19 protein-coding genes and 2 pseudogenes are annotated in these 19,464 nt (G+C 43.0%); 17 read left to right on the forward strand and 4 right to left on the reverse strand.

What is annotated here, in order from left to right; genetic code table 11:
* The 12 genes and pseudogenes from FTT83_RS13430 to FTT83_RS13490 all read left to right on the forward strand — a co-directional run.
* Positions 1-105 (forward strand): annotated as a pseudogene (locus tag FTT83_RS13430) (IS5/IS1182 family transposase); the annotation flags it as partial.
* A gap of 301 nt (positions 106-406) precedes the next feature.
* A complete protein-coding gene (locus FTT83_RS13435; protein WP_086197139.1) occupies positions 407-964 on the forward strand; it encodes a hypothetical protein in 558 nt (185 codons plus the stop codon).
* Positions 965-1,363: 399 nt separating this feature from the next.
* Positions 1,364-3,565 carry a TonB-dependent siderophore receptor gene (locus FTT83_RS13440; RefSeq protein ID WP_180176738.1) on the forward strand — a complete coding sequence of 734 codons (2,202 nt, stop codon included), beginning with the start codon at positions 1,364-1,366 and terminating at the stop codon, positions 3,563-3,565.
* 743 nt (positions 3,566-4,308) lie between these two features.
* Positions 4,309-4,848, forward strand: a complete 540-nt coding sequence (locus FTT83_RS13450) for a fimbrial protein (RefSeq protein ID WP_180176739.1) — start codon at positions 4,309-4,311, stop codon at positions 4,846-4,848.
* A gap of 95 nt (positions 4,849-4,943) precedes the next feature.
* Complete coding sequence (locus tag FTT83_RS13455) at positions 4,944-5,690, forward strand: molecular chaperone (protein ID WP_218951855.1); 747 nt, start codon at positions 4,944-4,946, stop codon at positions 5,688-5,690.
* A gap of 19 nt (positions 5,691-5,709) precedes the next feature.
* The gene (locus FTT83_RS13460) at positions 5,710-8,319 is read left to right on the forward strand and encodes a fimbria/pilus outer membrane usher protein (RefSeq protein ID WP_180176740.1); all 2,610 of its coding nucleotides are present in this window, start codon (positions 5,710-5,712) and stop codon (positions 8,317-8,319) included.
* Positions 8,312-9,880, forward strand: coding sequence for a fimbrial protein (locus FTT83_RS13465; protein WP_180176741.1), 1,569 nt, complete (start codon positions 8,312-8,314; stop codon positions 9,878-9,880). The genes FTT83_RS13460 and FTT83_RS13465 overlap by 8 nt, the downstream gene beginning before the upstream one ends.
* A 23-nt stretch (positions 9,881-9,903) precedes the next feature.
* Positions 9,904-10,641, forward strand: a complete 738-nt coding sequence (locus tag FTT83_RS13470; protein ID WP_180176742.1) for a molecular chaperone — start codon at positions 9,904-9,906, stop codon at positions 10,639-10,641.
* Positions 10,642-11,016: 375 nt separating this feature from the next.
* Positions 11,017-11,451, forward strand: coding sequence for an arsenate reductase (glutaredoxin) (arsC, locus tag FTT83_RS13475; RefSeq protein WP_180176743.1), 435 nt, complete (start codon positions 11,017-11,019; stop codon positions 11,449-11,451).
* A gap of 116 nt (positions 11,452-11,567) precedes the next feature.
* Positions 11,568-11,855 carry a metalloregulator ArsR/SmtB family transcription factor gene (locus FTT83_RS13480; RefSeq protein ID WP_086197131.1) on the forward strand — a complete coding sequence of 96 codons (288 nt, stop codon included), beginning with the start codon at positions 11,568-11,570 and terminating at the stop codon, positions 11,853-11,855.
* Complete coding sequence (locus tag FTT83_RS13485) at positions 11,856-12,878, forward strand: permease (RefSeq protein ID WP_180174979.1); 1,023 nt, start codon at positions 11,856-11,858, stop codon at positions 12,876-12,878.
* Between the two features lie 19 nt (positions 12,879-12,897).
* Positions 12,898-13,137: a thioredoxin family protein gene (locus FTT83_RS13490; protein ID WP_180176744.1), complete on the forward strand. Its 240-nt coding sequence runs from the start codon at positions 12,898-12,900 to the stop codon at positions 13,135-13,137.
* Positions 13,138-13,217: 80 nt separating this feature from the next.
* Here the strand turns inward: FTT83_RS13490 and FTT83_RS13495 are convergent, their stop codons facing one another.
* Positions 13,218-13,673 (reverse strand): universal stress protein, encoded by a 456-nt coding sequence (locus FTT83_RS13495; protein ID WP_180174977.1) that lies wholly within the window; start codon positions 13,671-13,673, stop codon positions 13,218-13,220.
* A gap of 187 nt (positions 13,674-13,860) precedes the next feature.
* Here FTT83_RS13495 and FTT83_RS13500 point away from each other — a divergent pair, with 187 nt between their 5' ends.
* The 5 genes from FTT83_RS13500 to FTT83_RS13520 all read left to right on the forward strand — a co-directional run bounded on the left by FTT83_RS13500 (position 13,861) and on the right by FTT83_RS13520 (position 17,601).
* Positions 13,861-14,181, forward strand: coding sequence for a metalloregulator ArsR/SmtB family transcription factor (locus FTT83_RS13500; RefSeq protein WP_180042813.1), 321 nt, complete (start codon positions 13,861-13,863; stop codon positions 14,179-14,181).
* A 6-nt stretch (positions 14,182-14,187) separates the two neighbouring features.
* Entirely contained in the window at positions 14,188-14,658 is a 471-nt protein-coding gene (locus FTT83_RS13505; protein WP_180174976.1) for an arsenate reductase ArsC, read from the forward strand.
* Between the two features lie 11 nt (positions 14,659-14,669).
* On the forward strand, positions 14,670-15,710 hold the full coding sequence (gene arsB / locus FTT83_RS13510; RefSeq protein ID WP_180042811.1) for an ACR3 family arsenite efflux transporter: 1,041 nt from the start codon (positions 14,670-14,672) through the stop codon (positions 15,708-15,710).
* A 9-nt stretch (positions 15,711-15,719) separates the two neighbouring features.
* Positions 15,720-16,424, forward strand: coding sequence for an arsenical resistance protein ArsH (gene arsH / locus FTT83_RS13515; protein ID WP_180176745.1), 705 nt, complete (start codon positions 15,720-15,722; stop codon positions 16,422-16,424).
* Positions 16,425-16,521: 97 nt separating this feature from the next.
* Positions 16,522-17,601, forward strand: a complete 1,080-nt coding sequence (locus FTT83_RS13520; RefSeq protein ID WP_180174974.1) for an ArsO family NAD(P)H-dependent flavin-containing monooxygenase — start codon at positions 16,522-16,524, stop codon at positions 17,599-17,601.
* Positions 17,602-17,690: 89 nt separating this feature from the next.
* On the opposite strand, the gene FTT83_RS13525 is transcribed toward FTT83_RS13520, so the two are convergent.
* The 3 genes and pseudogenes from FTT83_RS13525 to FTT83_RS13535 all read right to left on the reverse strand — a co-directional run.
* Positions 17,691-18,338, reverse strand: coding sequence for a hypothetical protein (locus FTT83_RS13525; RefSeq protein ID WP_180176746.1), 648 nt, complete (start codon positions 18,336-18,338; stop codon positions 17,691-17,693).
* Positions 18,339-18,433: 95 nt separating this feature from the next.
* Positions 18,434-19,243, reverse strand: a complete 810-nt coding sequence (locus FTT83_RS13530) for a DUF6502 family protein (RefSeq protein WP_180042807.1) — start codon at positions 19,241-19,243, stop codon at positions 18,434-18,436.
* Positions 19,244-19,360: 117 nt separating this feature from the next.
* A pseudogene (locus FTT83_RS13535) lies at positions 19,361-19,464 on the reverse strand (IS5/IS1182 family transposase); the annotation flags it as partial.

Here is a 19,464-nt window from a genome sequence, read left to right on the forward strand (position 1 = left end):
AAAACATTTAGAATATTAAGTGAACGCTATCGAAATAGACGGAAAAGATTCGGTTTACGCATTAACTTAATCGCTGCACTGGTAAACCGGATAAATTTTCAATAATGACTTTCGCAAGAGATCTATTGCATTTTTTATTCCAAAATAACCTTTACCTGATTGAGAGACAACCGCCTATAACACTCTTAAAGGTATTATCTTTAGTGTAAAAGTTAAAAACTATAAAATTAAAAAGATACCCTCTTCATCTGAACGCTAGCTTTAAATCTCATACATTGACAAAACAATGGATAATATAAAAATAATGGATCATGGATTTTTAATTTAGTAAATAAAATTAATGTATAAGATGTGAAAGGCTAAAAGCTTGCTATAGTGTGCTAAATTTAGCTTTTTATATAGACTAATGTTAAATAATACTTATATTTTGTTTGGGGCAGTTTTAGGTTTAACGATTGCAAATGCGGCAGGAGCTGCAACTATAAGCATGAAGAATGATCGGTTGGGCTATTTAATACAACAGGTAGATTATCAGCATATAAATGACTCTCTTGAAAAATCTGAAAATCGGTTATTGGGACGTGCAAGCTGGGATATTCAATGCTGGGTAAAGAGTAGTGAAAATACTAAAATTTGCACAATGCGTAAAAACCATATTACGGTAATGCGTATGAACGATTCTTACAGCTTAAGTGTTGGCATAAACCATGCAAGAAATTCTATTACACTACTTAAAGTAGATAATAATAGTGTTTTGCAGGCGCGTGAGGGTTTATACCGTGACGCTCAAGCCATTATAGATCAGTTCAAGCGTGGCTTTGAGGTAAAAACCGAGTTTAATGTATCTCATAATGCTAAACCGGTTGTGAATGAAGTTTCATTAATTGGTTTTTCTGACGCATTTAATGATATGCAGCAGCAGTATAGTAAGCTGAATCATTTAGATTTACAGCGCAGGCTTTAATAAAACTAATAGCCTGTTGTCTTTGAATAAAAGGCACAGGCTAAGCAATACCGTTCTTGTGATTTAATGCTAAATCCAATCAAAAGACAAACAAGGCCAAAATCAAACTTGGTCCGAGGCGATTCAGTATTCTCAAATCAGGTCTCAGATATATGCAGGTATGGCGCTATTCAACAGGCTGAATGAATGATGTAAACCTTTCACAGCAAGTTGCAGTTTAAATCTGAATAGTGGAGGGATAAACCCAATCCAAAATCCTGGTTTAAAAAGCCGTATCGGAAGCATGATAAAAAAATCTCGGATATGGTGTAGAAATGCTTGTTCAATTTGAGAAAATTGTGAATACTCATGCCCGCAAATTCATGCTGCAAGATTATCTTTTGGGGTTGGACAATTACTGTGAAAACGTATTCATTTTCTCATTTACAAAAAGCATTGCTGGCTGCGGGTTCATTTTCATGTCTAGGCTTAAGCTTAAGCCCGGTATGGGTACATGCTGCAAATGAGAATGAGATCTCGCAACTGGAAAAGCTCACAGTGATTGCACAAATGACCTATGACCAACCCGAGGTGAATTTATACGGTTTTAGCCAGCAAAATCTGGCTGAAATTCCGGCATCGCTCAGCACAATAACAGCCGAGCAGATCGCGGATCAGCATGCCAAAACCCTGACGGATGTAGTTAAAAATGACGCTGCAGTAGGGGATGGCTATGCACCGATTGGCTATTATCCGAACTTTGTTATGCGTGGTTTTGCCTTAAATCTGGGATCCAGCTATTTACTCAATGGTCACTTGCTGCGCGGTGAGCAAAATGTGGCGCTTGAAAACAAAGAACAGGTCGAAATTTTAAAAGGCATCAGTGCGCTTCAAAGTGGCATGGCAACCCCGGGTGGTGTAGTGAACTATGTGACCAAACGCCCCCAAGACATTCACTCACTTACTGTTGAAGCCGACAGTTATGGTGGCAACCGCGTGGCAACGGACTTGGGCGGTTTCCTTGGAGCAGATCAACAGTTTGGTTATCGAGTCAATTTGACACATGAAGAGATTCATCCTTATGTGGAACATGCCGATGGCAAGCGTGTGTTTGGTGCTTTGGCTTTAGACTGGAAAATCTCGGATCGTTCAAAACTGGAATTTGATATCGAATCACAGCGCCAACGTCAACGCTCCGTACCTGGCTATCAGTTGCTGGATGGTAAAACAGTACCCACTGGCATTGAATGGGACCGTTTGCTGGGTTATCAAAGCTGGAGCCAACCGGTGACCAATGAAAGTTTGAATACCAGCTTAAAATATATTCACCAGATCAATGATAACTGGACTACCCATCTGAGTGCTTCGCAAAGCCGTGTGTCGGTGGATGATTATTCAGCATTCCCGTGGGGTTGCTATAGCAGCATTTGCCAATATTCAGGTGCAGGCAATACTTTTGATCAAAATGGCAACTATGATATTTATGACTTTCGTAGCCCAAATGACAGCTATCTGACCAATCAGTTTAAAGCTGGACTCAATGGTCAATTCAACACTGGAGCATGGCAACATACGCTTAGCCTGGAACTGTCACAGACCTATAAACGGCATGCACAATATGATGCTACTAATAGTATGGTTTGGGTAGGTACAGGAAATATTTATAGTGATCCTATCATCGTACCCCCTAATGACAGAACTCTAGGCAATCATTACAAATCACTGGATAGTCAGCACACGGCCTTGAACTTACTCGACCAGATTGATTTCAATCAGGCGTGGTCCGTTTTGCTGGGTGGCAAACTCTTGCATGTCAATGAAAGTGCTTATAATGCGAATGGCAACAACATCCGCGATACCGATTTGACTCGCTTCCTGCCGCAGCTGGCCTTGATGTATCAGCCTGGGGAAAACACCCATCTGTATGCGTCTTATGCCAAAGGTTTGAGTGATGGTGGACAGGCACCTTGGTATGCTCTGGGTAATCCTGATAAAGGTATCGAAGGTAATGCTGGCGTAACTTTAGCGCCAGTACATTCCACCCAGTATGAATTGGGGATTAAGCAGCAGTGGAAAAAGTTACTCTTTACCGCGGCAGTGTTTGATTTAACCCAAGACAATCAATATACCAACTCAGACAATTATTATGTGAATGAGGGGGAGCAGCATAATCTGGGGCTGGAACTGGGTCTACAAGGGCGCGTAGGTCAGAATCTAGATCTGAACTCGACTTTGGCACTTACCCGTTCACGTCTCACAGAAATACAAACAGCTGAATACCAGGGTCATCAAACTCAAAATGTACCCACTGTCCGCTTCGTCAGCCATCTGTCTTATCAAGTGCCGCAAGTAGAGGGATGGCGTTTATTGGCCGGTATGCAGTACAGCAGCAGTAAATATGCCAACAAAACAGGCACCGTAAAAGTACCTGCTTATACCGTATTTGATGCAGGTACAAGCTATAACTTCCGGGCTTATGGTTATGACAATATGCTGCGCTTCAACATAGATAACCTGTTCAATAAGAAATACTGGCGAGATGCGGGTAGTTTCTTCGGTGATGACTATTTGTTCCTTGGGGCACCACGTACCGCACAACTGTCATGGACTGTAAATTTCTAATTCGATCTTAGATTTTGCTATAGAAAACTGTCTGAGTGTTTCATAGGACCATTGCTCAGCGAGCCCATGCGCTGCCAATATGACCTTTAATCCAGTCAGCGGAACTGTGCTGATTGGATCCATAGCCGATTTGAGTGATGTATTGAAAAGAGTGCCGACACAGAAAATCAGCCAGATTGAAAAATTGTTGTCGCATACGTGGAAGCCTTTCTGACTCCAGCAGGTTTTACCACAGGCTGACTCAAGGGTGATAAAAAGGTGCAACACTGACGGTGTCGGGTATACGCTTGCAATCAAAGACATATTACATAGTAAGCAACGTTTATGCCCATCAACATTGTATGTTTTGGCAGGACATTCTTGAGAGGCTGTAGTTTCAAGAACAAGAGGGCTGAATAAAACCATCACTCAGACATTCTGCCATTTTGGTGTTTTCACTGATCATTATTAAGAATCTACCTGTAGATTGGAATCTAAGAGATACTTTTATTCAAGACAAGAGCATTAACCCAGACTTCGCTATATTTTGATAGCCCTGACAGTTTTTATAGTAATCATCAGCAACAGTTCAGTCATATTTGAAGTCTCTTTTTAAAGTCTAACAGGCCCTCTATTTTTCTGCAAAAAAGGCTTTTTTTTCTACATCTATGGTGTTATCTTGTTGAAAATGATTTAAAAGTTTCGTTAATTTTCACTTAATAACAGCGCGTACATCTACCATATATAGGAACAGGGGAATTTTTATGAAATTAAAACATTTATTACTTGCTGGGGTTGCTGCTGGAGCAGCAAATATGGCGATGGCAGCTACTTCAGGAACAATCACTTTTACCGGGCAGGTGGTTGCGGATACATGTGATATTTTTGTTAATGGAGGACCAGGAACTACCGTCACATTGCCGACTGTACAGAAAAATACACTAGCTGTAAGTGGCAATAGAGTAGGTCAAACTGATTTCACCCTTAATATTATGGGTTGTGGTGCTGCTGTTGATGCACGTGGTATTACGTTGACGCTAACTCCCAATAGTTATGACACGACAAATAATGATTTTCTAGCCAACACTGCGACTGGAGCTGCACCTAATGTTGCTATTGAATTATCAACTGGAGAAGGTGTAAGTACTAGTGCGATCGCATTTGGTGGAGCACCATATGTTACTCAGCCTACAATAAGTAGTGGCGCAGCATCACTTGATTTCTCTGCAAGTTATGTAGCTACTGGTGTTGCTGATGCAGGTGCAGTTTCCCACGTATTAGGTTGGAATATTGTGTACAACTAATGACTTGTCTTCTTGCTGTATAAGATATTTCATATAGCAAGAGGCATTCTTTACAACAGAAAAAAGAATGTAATGCCTTGGGTATGAAAATAAATATGTGCGAGTTTACAAGAATCTCTGTTGTATTGTTGGGTCTTTTAAATACTGTAGCTTTAACGCATGCTAGTGTCGTCATGACCAATACACGGGTGATTTTTAATGCAGAGAATAAAGATCAATCATTGCAGTTTAGCAATAAAGGCAATACCCCCTATCTTGTTCAGGTCTGGCTCGACCAAGGCAATGATCAATCCACTCCTGATACAGCAGATGCACCATTTATAGTAACGCCACAAGTTTTTAGAATTAATCCCAATGTTGGGCAAACAGCAAGGTTAATCTATACAGGTGATTACCAACATCCCAAAGATCGTGAATCTATCTTCTATCTAAATTTCAAGCAAATTCCTGCCATAAGTCAAAGTACTGCTGATCAAAATAAATTGATTATGACTTTGAATAGCCGCTTAAAAGTCTTTTATCGTCCTAAAACCATTGTTGGTAATGTTGAAGCCATGCCCAAACAATGGACGTTTAAACTGCAGCAAAATGCCAAAGGTAGCTCAGTTATTGTGAATAATCCGACGGGTTATTATGCCAACCTGACGACTGCGACATTAAAAGTAAAACAGCAAAGCTATAGTATTGACCCGAAATCTGTTGCCATGATTGCTCCATACAGCAGTGCAACCTGGCCAATCGCTGAAAAAGTAAAGCTTGATCAAAACAGCATACTGAACGTGACGTATGTGAATGATTATGGTGCCATAGCTAAACAGGACATTCCTGTACAACAGCCTTAGTATTGTGTAGGGATAAAACATGGAGAGAACCATCCCTTTATTCTTACCGTCGTGTTTATCCCTGATGATTCATTTTATCTGCTTACAGCAAGCATTGGCTGTTAGCACCAATAGTAGCTCACTGACACAGCCGGATAGCAAGCAGACGACAAAAGAGATCTATACTTTTGATCCGCATTTATTTCAAGGCAGCGGTTTAAGCACTGCAATGATTGAACGCTTTAATCAGGCAGACCGGATTGAAGCTGGGCTATATAAAGTTGATCTCTACATCAATGATCGTTTTCTGGAACGGCGTAGTATCCAGTTTGTTGAAAATCAGGCAGCCGCACAGGGTGTGGATGCGTGTTTATCCACCGAGCTGCTTGAGCACGCCGGTATTTTGGGGGATGAAGAATACCGTAAACAACAAGCCGGTATCACTGAACCTATCTCATGTTTAACCATTGGCCAAGTTGCAACAGGTAGTCGTAGCCATTTTGATTTTTCCTTATTGCGTCTGAATCTCATGGTGCCACAACGTTTTATGAGGAATCTACCGCGCGGCTATGTCAATCCAGCCGATCTGGATAGTGGCAGCAGCATTGGCTTTGTCAATTATATGGGCAACTATTATTATTCGCAGAGCCGCTTAAGTCATCAGGACAATAATGAATCTGCCTTTATGGGGTTTAACGGCGGGATCAATCTGGGTAAATGGCAATACCGGCAGCAATCCAACCTGTCCATGAATAATGAGCATGACACGACCTGGCGTCATCTTCGCAGTTATGTGCAACGTCCGGTGGATAAACTGCAATCCCAACTCATACTGGGACAGCAGTATACATCAGGACGTTTTCTGTCTGGGTTGGCTTTTCAGGGGCTGAGTCTGCAAACAGATGAACGAATGCGGCCAGATTCGATGCGCGGTTATGCTCCGGTAATCCGTGGTATCGCCCAGAGCAATGCCAAAGTGTCGATTGAACAGAATGGCATCGAGATCTATCAAATTACGGTGGCTCCTGGCCCCTTTGAAATTAATGACCTCTATCCGACCAATTATGATGGCAATCTGACAGTGATTGTCACTGAAGCCGATGGTTCAAAGCATTCCACGGAAGTTCCCTATGCGGCGGTTCCCACCTCTCTACGTGCCGGATTGTCGAATTATAGTCTGGCACTGGGCTGGACCGATCTTGACCAAACCAATGATGCTTTTTTTTCAGATATCAATTATGAATATGGTGTCAGCAACAGTATTACCGTGAATGGCGGTATACGGTTTGCAGATGCTTATCAGGCATTGGCTGTCGGCGGCGTTTATGGCAGTTTCCTGGGCGCTTTGGGTGCCAATTTGACGTACTCGCGAGCCGAGTTACCAAGTATGGATGGACAGGAATCCACCGATGGCTGGATGACCAATCTGACGTACAGTAAGACTCTGCAACCTACCAAGACCACGATTACCCTGGCGGGCTATCGTTATTCGACCAGTGGCTATCGTGAATTCAGTGATATTTTAAGATCCCGCTATGCCTGGGAGCAAGGCAATCCGTGGAGTCCCTATAACAACTTACAGCGTTCGCGTTTTCAGATTAATCTGAGTCAGCCCTTGGGAAGTCATGGTTCATTCTATTTATCTGGTTCTACCCAAGACTATCGGGATGGACGCCAACGCGATACATCGCTGCAAGCCGGCTATCAAAAATCTTTTGGTATTCTGAGTGTCAATCTGAATTATACCCGTCAAAAACTCCATAGCCTTCAAGGTGGTTCGGTCAAGCAAGAGCGTTTTGACAACTTTGGTGGCCTGAGCCTGTCTTTCCCGCTTGGTTCCAACCGCGGCAGGCTGACGCCGAACCTGAATGCAAACTATAATCGCAGCAATGACAGTGATAACTATCAAGTTGGCATTAGCGGTGCCTTAGATGAAGACTATAGCTTGAGCTATAACCTGGGCATGAATGGCAGCGGACAGTCGAATGATCAAAATTATAATGTGGGTTTGTACAAACGGCTGTCGAAAATGTCGCTGGGCCTGAATAGTGCCTATAATCAGCAATATTGGCAAAGTTCCCTGAATGCCAGTGGTGCCCTGGCCATTCACTCTGGTGGAATTACATTGGGTTCTTATCTTGGAGATACCTTCGCCCTGGTTGAAGCCAAAGGTGCCAAAGGTGCAAAAATTGTCAGTTCACCAACCAACAGGATTGATCGTTTTGGTTATGCCTTAGTCCCGAGTATTAGTCCTTATCGTTACAATACCATTGCCCTCGACCCGCAAGGGGTGTCCGGCAATATCGAATTGGAAGGTGGTGAACAGCGTATTGCACCCTATGCCGGTGCTGCAGTCAAAGTGAACTTTAAAACCCGTTATGGCTATAGTGTGCTGATACAAAGTATGTTAGCTGAAGGGCAAAATATTCCGATGGGGGCAGATGTCCGTAATGAAGCTGGTGAAATGATTGGAATGGTCGGACAGGCTGGGCAGGCTTATGTACGCGTTGAACAGCCACAAGGTACACTGACTTTCGATTGGGGAAATGAGGCTGGACAACGTTGCACACTGCCTTACCATATTGACCGTCAGCAACTGCAGCAACCACTGATTAAATTACAACTACAATGCACTGTAGAGAATGAATAATATGAATGATAAATTTTATATTTTGCTCAAACTTGTTTTTGTAATGCTATTAATGGGCATCACTATTACTGCACAGGCAGAGTGTTTTTTTGTTGACTATCTTACTGGTAAGACGACAACTACAGATAATAATAAGACTACTAGTACGAATGATAATGCTGCAGCAAAAATTCCAATAGGAAATTTGCACCTTTACAATAATACGATTCAACCGCTAGGGACTAAGCTCACAGAGATATCTGTTGCTGCAACAGAATATAAAATTAAAAATGTAGGTCCTGACACGATCTTATGGCGTTGTGATCAAGCCAGTGATCTTACTTATATTAAGTTACTTGTTGCTACCAATGGTGATGATCGAGTTGGTGGACATAATCTCGTTGATCCTGATGATGTTGGCGGTGCGTCAAATGTTTATTATACATGGTTTAAAGGAATTGGCATTCGTCAGAAAATGGGGAATGTTACCTTAACAAGAACGTGGCAAAGTATCTCCGTGATCCCTGATGGAGGTGATGTAAATTTAAAGGAAGAGGATGTCCAAAATGCAACTCAATGTCCCCAAAATTGGTACTGTATTCGTTTAAGACATATTCCTGTTCTGCAAGTCGAATTTTTTAAAGTGGCTGGTATTCCCACATTGTTCAACCTTTCTAATTATTGTTCTCTTATTACTGAAGGTGGCACGCTTGGTATGGGGGAGTCAGGAAATTATAAATGTGGTCAACCCTCAGCATATATTCAGTTAGCAGATGACCAACTTACAGGAACAACTGATAATCCTGTACAGTTTCTCCATGATTTTGCAGGTGAAGATTCTTCAAGGCATTTTGACTTTTTTGGTCCTGAGAATGGTTTTGGTTATACCTTATATAATGCAGCCTACCTTGTCCCTGCTGCAAATACCTGCTGGGCGACCACAGCTAATACTCAGACTGTTACTCTACCTACGACCTCGACGACTCATCTGGATACAGGTGGAGAAGTATTTGCAGATTTTCAAATCCAGATTGCATGTACGGGAAATGTGACTGCTGGCCTGAATACTGGTCAATTCGCTGTCGGGATTCAGGCTTCTCAAGCCAGTTATACTCAGGCACAAACTTTAGGATTGGTCAATGCCAATCAGGGAGTGACTGCATTGGTCTCGGATGACTATGCTACCAATGCAGCTCGAGCAAAAAATGTGGGGATTTTCCTCTACAAAGATGGTGGCAGTACACCGATGAACTTTGTCGGACAGCCCGGATATACAGGTAGTGGCTTTCCTAATACCACCAATACTGGTGGAGGGATTAGCATACATTATTCTTGTGATTGGACAGCTCCAATTATTTCCGGAACAGGTGGTAGCACGAATGTTTGCTATTTAGGGAATGCTATTAATTACCCAAGTGGCATTAATGCGGGTTGGTATAATTTTCCAGAACTTACCCAATCTTCTGGAGATAAGACCACCAATATTCCATTACGTGCAGTGCTAAAAAAACTTCCTTCTGCCGGAACAGTGACAGCGGGTTCGGTGTATTCAACTGCCCATGTGCTGGTAAAAATACAATGAAGTTTATTTTGAGCTTATGTTGTATGTATTATTTACTTACTTACAGTGTAGTACAGGCTGGTATTTTGCCTGCCTCTAGCCGGGTCATTTATGCAGAACAGAGCAGGGAACAATCCTTGCTACTGGCCAATAGCAATGACTATCCGATTATTGTGCAAACGTGGGTAGATGATGGTGCGGGTAATTTGGATCTCGCGAAAGCCCCATTTGTAGTATTGCCGGCAATATTTAAGATGAACCCTAAGGGTATACAGGCAATACGCATTGTGCAGAATGGCGATGCCATGCCTGCCGATCGTGAATCAGTCTATTGGCTCAATCTTTATGAAATTGCGGGTAAGCCCCCTGAACAAAGTCAGCTAGTCAGCGCAAATCAGGCACGTTTAGATCTGGCGATGAATACCCAGCTGAAAATTTTCTATCGCCCAGCCAACTTGGCCAAAATGAATATTGAACAAATTGCTGCACAGTTACGCTTTTCCTTACAACAATCTGCAGGGCAGAGGTTTTTAGTTTGTCATAACCCTACACCCTACCATATTTCATTTACCGGACTAAAAGTGATCCAGGGTCAGCAATCCAGAGTTGTTGCAAAACAGATGGATATGATGACGCCTGCACAAGCGAATCGTATCTATCCCTTAGAGCAGGCTCCGCAGTCTACCGAATTTGATCGCATTGAATTCACACTTTTGGATGATCAGGGAACCATGCGCAATGGTCTATTTGATCCGAAAATGAATCACACGCAGCTAAAATGAAATTGTTTAGCAACAATTAAGGGTTGTTTGCTGAAAATATACCAATTATTTATATAAAATATTTTTAAAACAATTGTTTAGATAAAAATTAATAGTCTAAGTAAAGTTGCAGAGCTGCGAAAGTTGTTTTAATGATTATTGTTGTTCCAGTTCCATGGTCAATACTGACTTATTGTTTTAAGGTTTTTTGTAGCGTATTTGAATAAATCTATAGCCAGATCCAATATCTAAATATGAGATGACCGTACCTGGAAACGTCGTCAAATGTTTGTAGACACTCATTCTCAGGTGAATGCTACAAATGAATGTATTTCATATTGCGAATATGCGTATATTCATATATAAAGGCATGATTCATTGATAAGAGTAAAGCTCATGGATCAAATGCCAAAAGTGCAAATTTATCATAACCAGGCCTGTGGCACCTCACGCAATACACTGGCTTTAATTCGCAATGCAGGAATTGAGCCGGAAGTGATTGAATATCTGCTTACGCCACCCTCTAAAGATCAGCTGGTCAATATGATTCGGGACGCCGGTTTAACGGTTCGTGAAGTCTTGCGTAAAAATGTCGATCCCTATGCCGAGCTGAATCTGGATGATGCGAGCTGGAGCGATGAGAAACTGGTTGAAGCCATGCTGCAGCATCCAATCCTGATCAACCGTCCGTTGGTGGTCACCGAGTTCGGAACGCGTTTATGCCGTCCTTCCGAAGTCGTGCTGGATATTCTGCCTTTGCCGCAATTAGGAGCCTTTGCCAAAGAAGACGGTGAATTCATTATTGATGAACAGGGCAATCGGCTGAAATAAAGCGTCTTGGATAGCAAAAAGCCCTAACTTGATTAGGGCTTTTTTTGTGAAAATACATTGACGATGATCAATATAATTTACATACTGGTGAAATAGGTCCTTGATGGATAAAGGAATTGGATCATCAGCAAGCGGTTTCCCTGTATCAGGTTTTGACGGATAAGACCCGTCTTCAGATTTTGCAAATGTTACAGGCAGGGGAGTGTTGTGCATGTGAATTACTCAAGAATCTGTCGATTAGTCAATCAACCTTATCTCACCACATGAAGTGTTTGACTGAATCGGGTCTGGTTAAAGGCAGAAAAAACGGACGCTGGATACACTATTCACTGAATCCCATCCGTGCTCAAGAACTGTCTCTATTTACACAAGCACTATTATTCCCCCAAGACCAGGAGATTTAAATGGATCAAATAATTGCCCTCTTTGCTTGGTTGAATAACGCTCTGCTCAAAATGACCTGGTTGTCAGAGGGTGTGCGCTGGCTGGTCGAAAATGTCTTCGGTTTATCGGTCGCAACCCGTCTGGGTGGCAGTATTCACTTCTTTATCTATGATGTCTTCAAAATCTTTATTCTGCTCTCGGTTCTGATCTATACCCTGTCATATATTCAAAGTTATTTTCCGCCTGAACGTACCCGGCAGATTTTAGGCCGCATGACCGGGATCAAAGCCAATATCATGGGGGCCTTGCTCGGCACCATTACCCCATTTTGTTCCTGTTCCTCGATTCCACTATTTATCGGGTTTACCCGTGCCGGACTGCCTGTGGGGGTGACCTTTTCATTTCTGATTTCATCTCCGCTAGTCGATCTGGCTTCAATTATTTTATTGGCCAGTATTTTTAACTGGAAAATCGCCATGGTCTATGTGTTGCTGGGTTTAGTGCTGGCGGTATTGGGTGGCTCCTTGATTAGCTACCTGAAAATGGAAAAGTATGTGGCTGAGTTTGTGACCCATCATCAGGCGATTCCGGGAGAAGATGAAGATTTCAGTATGACCGCGAAAGAGCGGCGTGCATTTGCCTGGGAACAGGTGGTGGAGATTTTTAGCAAGGTCTGGATGTATGTGTTGATTGGGGTAGGGATTGGTGCGGCAATTCATAACTGGATTCCTGAACAGTGGATTACCGCCTTGCTTGGTCAGGAACACTGGTATTCTGTGCTGATTGCTACAATCGTAGGCATACCGATGTACGCGGATATCTTTGGCACCTTGCCGATTGCTGAAGCTTTGGTAGCGAAAGGTGTAGGTTTGGGGACGGTTTTGGCCTTTATGATGGCCGTCACCGCACTTTCCCTGCCATCCCTAATCCTGTTAAAGCAAGTGGTGCAAACCCGCTTATTGAGCCTGTTTGTTGGTATTATTTTTGTGGGAATCTTGATTATTGGCTATAGCCTGAATACTTTAGGTTACTGGTTTTTATAAAACGTGTGGAGAATAAGAGATGCAAATTAAAGTCTTAGGTACAGGTTGCCGTAAATGTAAAGCACTGTTGGCTGCAACCGAAGAAGCAGTCAAAACTACCGGTGTGCAAGCGGATATTGAATATGTTACCGATATGATGCAGATTGCCGAAACCGGCTTGTTAAGCACTCCGGGGCTGATGATTGATAATAAAATCGTATCGAGTGGTAAAGTTCTGGAAGCTCAGGCTGTCGCGGAACTGATCGAGAAAAATAAATAAGCCCTAAATGCATTTTCTTTTAAAAAAACCAGTAGCTCAGACTACTGGTTTTTTTATGGCGTGAACCGAAATCAGGTCAGTTATTGCTTAACGACTAATACGGGTACTTGGGACAACTTTAATACTTCTTCAGCCACACTACCTAAAGCTAGTTTCTGGATGCCTTTACGCCCATGTGATCCCATCACAATCAGCGAAGCAGCAAGTTCTTCAGCGACATTAACAATAGTTTGTGCAGACACTTCAGCTTTAACGAGTTTTGTTTCAACCTCACGTGCACCTGAATCGACCGAAAGTTTTTGTGCATCTGCTAAGGCCTTTGTTGCATTACCACACGCTTCATCAAAAAATGCTTTCATGGTCGTCGCATCTGCACCAAAGTAATAAAAATCGGTATTGGCAAACGGATTTTCTTCAACAATGCTGATGACAATCAGCTTGCTGTCCAGGGCATTTGCCATAATGGCGGCTTCTCTGACTGCTGCAAGTGCCTGATCAGAACCGTCAATCGGCACTAAAATATTTTTATCAGTCATTCGATATTCCTTAAATTTTCTAATCGTTAAAATTTTCTTTATTCATAACACAGCCGAGAAAAGCGGACAATTTTTTAAATTGACCTCTTTCAAACCACATTATAATCTTTCCTTTATAATTTTTAACTTGTACTATTTACTATATATATGGATATGTATATATTTGAATAACAGAATGGGAGCAGCTATGGACCACGTTCAGTTTTTTAAATGTTTATCTGATGAAACGCGTCTCAGTATTGTCCTGCTGATTGCGAAAAACAAAGAGCAATGCGTCTGTGATCTGACCGATAAACTGCAGTTAAGCCAGCCGAAAATTTCACGTCATCTGGCCTTGTTACGGTCTTGTGGCTTGTTGAATGATCGTCGGCAAAGCCAGTGGGTGTATTACAGCATCAATCCGCAATTACCAGCCTGGTGTTTTGAAATTCTGGAGGTGCTGAAACGTAGTGATGTTCCGGTTTTATTTAATCCTTTCGCTCTGTCGATTCAGAGCCATTGCGAGTAAATTTTCATGAAATTTTTGTTTTTGTGCACGGGCAACAGTTGCCGCAGTATTCTGTCTGAAGTGTTATTTAACAGCCGTGCGCCAGCAGGCTGGGTGGCTTACAGTGCTGGTAGCAAACCTTCCGGTCAGGTGCATCCCTTGACGATTAAGACTTTGCAAAATTTGGGTTTATCCACTGAAGGTTTATCCAGCAAAGCGATTGATGCCTGTGAGCAATATGAGCCTGAAGTGGTGATTACCGTCTGTGATTCAGCTGCACAGGAAGCTTGCCCACTTTATCTGGGGGGCGCAATCAAGGCACATTGGGGCCTGTCTGATCCTTCACACCTGGACTTAGCTGAAGAAGAAAAACTCCAGGCATTTTTGACTACGGTAGAGCACATCAATAAACGTCTGGATGCTTTATTTGCCTTGGATATCGAAAAAATGATCCGTCCTGAGCTTATTGCTGCAATCAATCAAATTTCCCATCTTTAATCGAGCAGATCATGTCTAAACCCGGATTGTCCTTTTTAGATCGTAACCTGACCCTGTGGATCTTTGTGGCCATGGCATTGGGTGTTGCGATTGGGGTGTTTTTTCCGCAAGCATCGACAGCACTGGATGCCATGAGCATCAACTCGGTCAATCTGCCGATTGCGATTGGCCTGATCCTGATGATGTATCCTCCATTGGCCAAAGTCGACTATGCGATACTGCCACAGGTGTTTCAGGATAAAAAAACTCTGGCCTTGTCCCTGATCCAGAACTGGCTGATTGCCCCGGTACTGATGTTTGTGCTGGCCATCGTCTTTCTTAGCGATTATCCGGAATATATGACCGGTCTGATCTTGATTGGTTTGGCGCGCTGTATTGCCATGGTGCTAATCTGGAATGGTTTGGCTTGTGGGGATAACCAGTATGGTGCGGCGCTGGTCGCTTTTAACAGTATTTTCCAGATTCTGTTCTTTAGTAGTTATGCCTGGTTCTTCCTGACCTATTTGCCGCCATTCTTTGGGGTAGAAGGGCATGTGATCCATGTGGATTTCTGGACCATTGCCAATGCCGTCTTGATCTATCTGGGCATTCCGTTTCTGATGGGCTTCCTGACCCGCTTGTCGTTGGTCAAAGCCAAAGGTCTGGATTGGTATCAAACGAAATTCCTGCCAAAAATTGGCCCGCTCAGTTTACTGGCCTTGCTGTTCACCATTGTGGCGATGTTTAGCCTGAAAGGTGGCGATGTGGTGAGTTTGCCGATGGATGTGTTACGCATCGCGATTCCATTGACAGTTTACTTTGTGCTGATGTTCTTTGTTAGCTTCTTTATGAGTAAATGGATGGGCAATGACTATCCGAAAACCACTGCAATCTCTTTTACCGCGGCGGGCAATAACTTTGAGTTAGCCCTAGCGGTCGCGATTGCCACTTTTGGTTTGGCTTCGCCGATTGCCTTTACCACCATTATTGGGCCTTTGGTGGAAGTGCCAGTACTGATTGCGCTGGTCAGCGTATCTTTGTGGCTCAAGAAAAAATATTACCCCAATTCTTAAGAGGCTGATATGACTCTCCCAAATCTTGAATCTGATCTTTTGCCAACGCCTACCTTTGCCGAGGTGCAGGCCAAAGAGCTGGCCCATCCACCACGGATGTTATTGCTGTATGGCTCAAACCGCGAGCGCTCGTACAGTCGCCTGGCGGTGATGGAAGCCGGCCGTATTCTGGAATGCTTTGGCTGTGAGGTCAAAATCTTTCATCCCAAAGGATTACCGTTGCCTGAAGATGGCGATCTGGAACATCCTAAAGTCAAGGAACTGCATGAATTGCTGGCTTGGTCCGAAGGCATGGTCTGGTGTTCACCAGAGCGGCATGGTTCGATGAGTTCGATCTTTAAGGCACAAATTGACTGGATTCCGCTGGCAGCTGGAGCCATTCGTGCCACACAGGGCAAAACCCTGGCACTGATGCAGGTCAGCGGCGGCTCGCAGTCTTTTAATAGCGTCAACCAGATGCGCATTTTGGGGCGCTGGATGCGTATGATCACAATTCCGAACCAGTCTTCCATTCCCAAGGCCTTTTTGGAATTTGATGAAGAGGGACGCATGAAACCGTCGTCCTTGTATGATCGCATTGTCGATGTGATGGAAGAACTGTATAAGTTTACCTTGTTGACCCGTGGGCAAAGTGCTTATTTGACCAACCGTTATTCGGAACGTAAGGAATCTGCGGAAGAACTCTCTAAACGGGTGAATCAGCGCAGTTTGTAAGGCCAGATTTGCTTGAATTCAGGCTTGTCCTGTCAATCAGAGAAATCAGCAGAAACCCGCTGCAAAAGCGGGATGCTGCATCAAGAACAACAGAAAAATGCAAGGGGAAAAGGCTTTGGACACAAAACAGATCGAAACAGATGTGATTATCATCGGTGGTGGACAGGCCGGTTTGTCCACGGCCTATTTCTTAAAGCGTAAGAACATTCCGTTTATCATCCTGGATGATCAGCCTCAGCCTGGAGGTGCCTGGCAGCATGCCTGGGAGTCCTTGCGTCTTTTCTCCCCGAATAGCTGGAGCTCCCTGTCGGGCTGGATGATGCCGGCGACCGAACAGACCTATCCGACCCGTCATGAAGTGATTAACTATTTGACCGCCTATGAGCAGCGCTATCACTTTCCCATAGTTCGTCCCGTGCATGTGGATCGCGTGGAAAACCAGGGGACATATTTAGAGGTCTATGCTGGTGAACGATGCTGGAAAGCCAAAGCGGTGGTGAGTGCTACAGGGACATGGAGTCACCCGTTTATTCCTGAGTATGCCGGCCGTGAGCATTTTCAGGGCGTGCAACTGCATTCCGCAGATTATAAAAATGCTGAGTTATTTAAAAACAAGAAAGTCATGGTGGTGGGTGGCGGTAACTCTGGTGCACAAATCTTGGCGGAAGTATCTCAGGTGGCCGAAACGCTTTGGATCACCCAGACACTGCCGCAGTTTCTGGCGGATGATGTCGATGGCCGTGTCCTGTTCTTAAGGGCGACCGAGCGCCTGAAAGCCCAGCAGGAGGGCAGAAAGATCGAGCAGCCGATTGGTGGTCTGGGGGATATTGTCATGATCGATTCGGTCAAGGATGCACGTGCACGTAGTGTGCTACATAGCGAACGGCCATTTTCGGCATTTACAGAACATGGCGTGATTTGGGAAGATGGCAGCACAGCCCAAGTGGATGTAGTGATCTGGTGTACCGGATTTAAAGCAGCACTGAATCATCTTAGCAGCCTCGGAATTATCCAGCCGGACCAGACCATCGCGGTTCAGAACGGCCGTTCGGTTGAGGTACCAAATTTATGGCTGGTGGGTTATGGAGAATGGACCGGTGCTGCTTCGGCAACGCTGGTCGGTGTTTCCCGGACATCTAGGGCAGTGGCAGAAGAAATAGCCTCATTTTTAGGATAACAGCGTGATTTAAATCCTGCAAAAAACGTGCTTGTGTTTGGGCGTAAACGTCTAAGTAGGACTCGCCTCAGTTTAAAGAGGCGAGGATGTCAAATATCCACATTCAATGGATAGGATATGTCACAAGATTTACGTTCGGTAAATGCTGCGTTTTGTTCCAGAGAATAAATATGATGATAGTTTAAACTCCAGGATGTTGGTTCATTCGGTAAATTAAACTTGTACTGATAAGTCGCTGACTCTTGTGGCTTATGCGCGAGTGTTAGATCATTGGCTGCACATTCGAAGTTATCATGAGTTGCTAGTTGTTGCCCATCTTGTCCTATGATCTGAATAGAAGGCTGACAATTTTCAAAATATTCCGTTGTTGTTCCCGAATTGTTATTGGTGACTTGAATCGTGACAGCAATATTTTCTTCTGGATTGGGATGCAGTGGAATGCCTTGCTGAGTCTCCAGTATAGAGCCTGTTTCAAGATCGATTAATTGCATTTTAAGGTTAATTTGGTCGCAGGTTTTCTCTATGGCACCACTCGACCATAAAATGAATGGATTATCATCTGGCAATATTTCTCCCTCTGCTGGCATCGGTGAACTAAGTATGGGTGGATTACCACCTGTAGACGGCAGCCCTGTACCCCCTAAAGAAACGCCACCAACCGAAAAAGAATCACCCTCGCCACATCCTAATAGAACACAAGGAATAAAACAGTAAAGAGACAAATTGCTTAACTTCAAAATTTTATACCTTTAGGATTGTTAGACTACACCACAATAATTATACAATATGACAATATATTAATTTAATATTTTTTATTTATAAGAAATACATATTATTTTTTTTTGATATCAATGTCTTCATCATATTGATAGATTCCCAAGCTAAATCGGTGACAAGCATCTACCTTTCCTTCATCTTGTTGAGAGCATTCTACGGCTTTACTTAACATTTTCTGAGCATATTCCTGCCATAGCTGAGTACCGTACTCTCTAAGCTCACGAATAGACTCTTCGGTTAATTCATCTGCTCGTAAGCTTTGCTCAAGATATTCATTCTTTGTGATGAAAATATTGGCTATCCCACAGCAAAGATGGTCGAATGCAGACTGAGAAAGAAGTACCTGGCTGTCATAAAGACTATTACTGGGGGTAAAAGATTCCGTATGTAAAATAACCGTATTGGCTAATTCAGTTACTAAACCTAAACGTTGCAGTTCCAGTAACATTGCACGTGGATGTTTGTCTTGAGAAACTTCTTTGGCTAAGGTTTCAAAACTGATATCTTGCCCACTGAAAGCAATTTGTTTATGCCAATTTTTTTGAATCCATAAAGTCACAATGCGCGCAGGTACGCTTGGGCTTGGGGGAGAATGGTTATGATGAGCTTGCTCAGAAGACCTTTGCTTAAATGTACTCACTTCTCTGCGATTGAGTCCAGATAACAAGCTTATGGACGAGTCAGTTTTTTTCTGTTGTAAATATTCTAATTCTTTTTCAGCTTCATGATAAAACACAGATTTTAAAGCATGAGAAAATTCGCTATAGCCTACACCCGATTTTAATAACCAAGATACCAATGGCTCCATAATTTTTAGGACATTTAAAAGTGCAGTGTCTGAACTAGGGAGGTTGGAATCAGGCATAGATGTAATCCTATATAAAAACTCAACTTATGAATTATAATTTAAGAAAGAGAGGATACCAGCATTTAATACACATAAATTAAGAAAAAATAAATAATAGATCTCTTGCGAAAGTCATTATTGAAAATTTATCCGGTTTACCAGTGCAGCGATTAAGTTAATGCGTAAACCGAATCTTTTCCGTCTATTTCGATAGCGTTCACTTAATATTCTAAATGTTT

The sequence above is a fragment of the Acinetobacter sp. YH01018 genome (genome assembly GCF_013420295.1).
In the GTDB taxonomy this organism is placed as follows: domain Bacteria; phylum Pseudomonadota; class Gammaproteobacteria; order Pseudomonadales; family Moraxellaceae; genus Acinetobacter.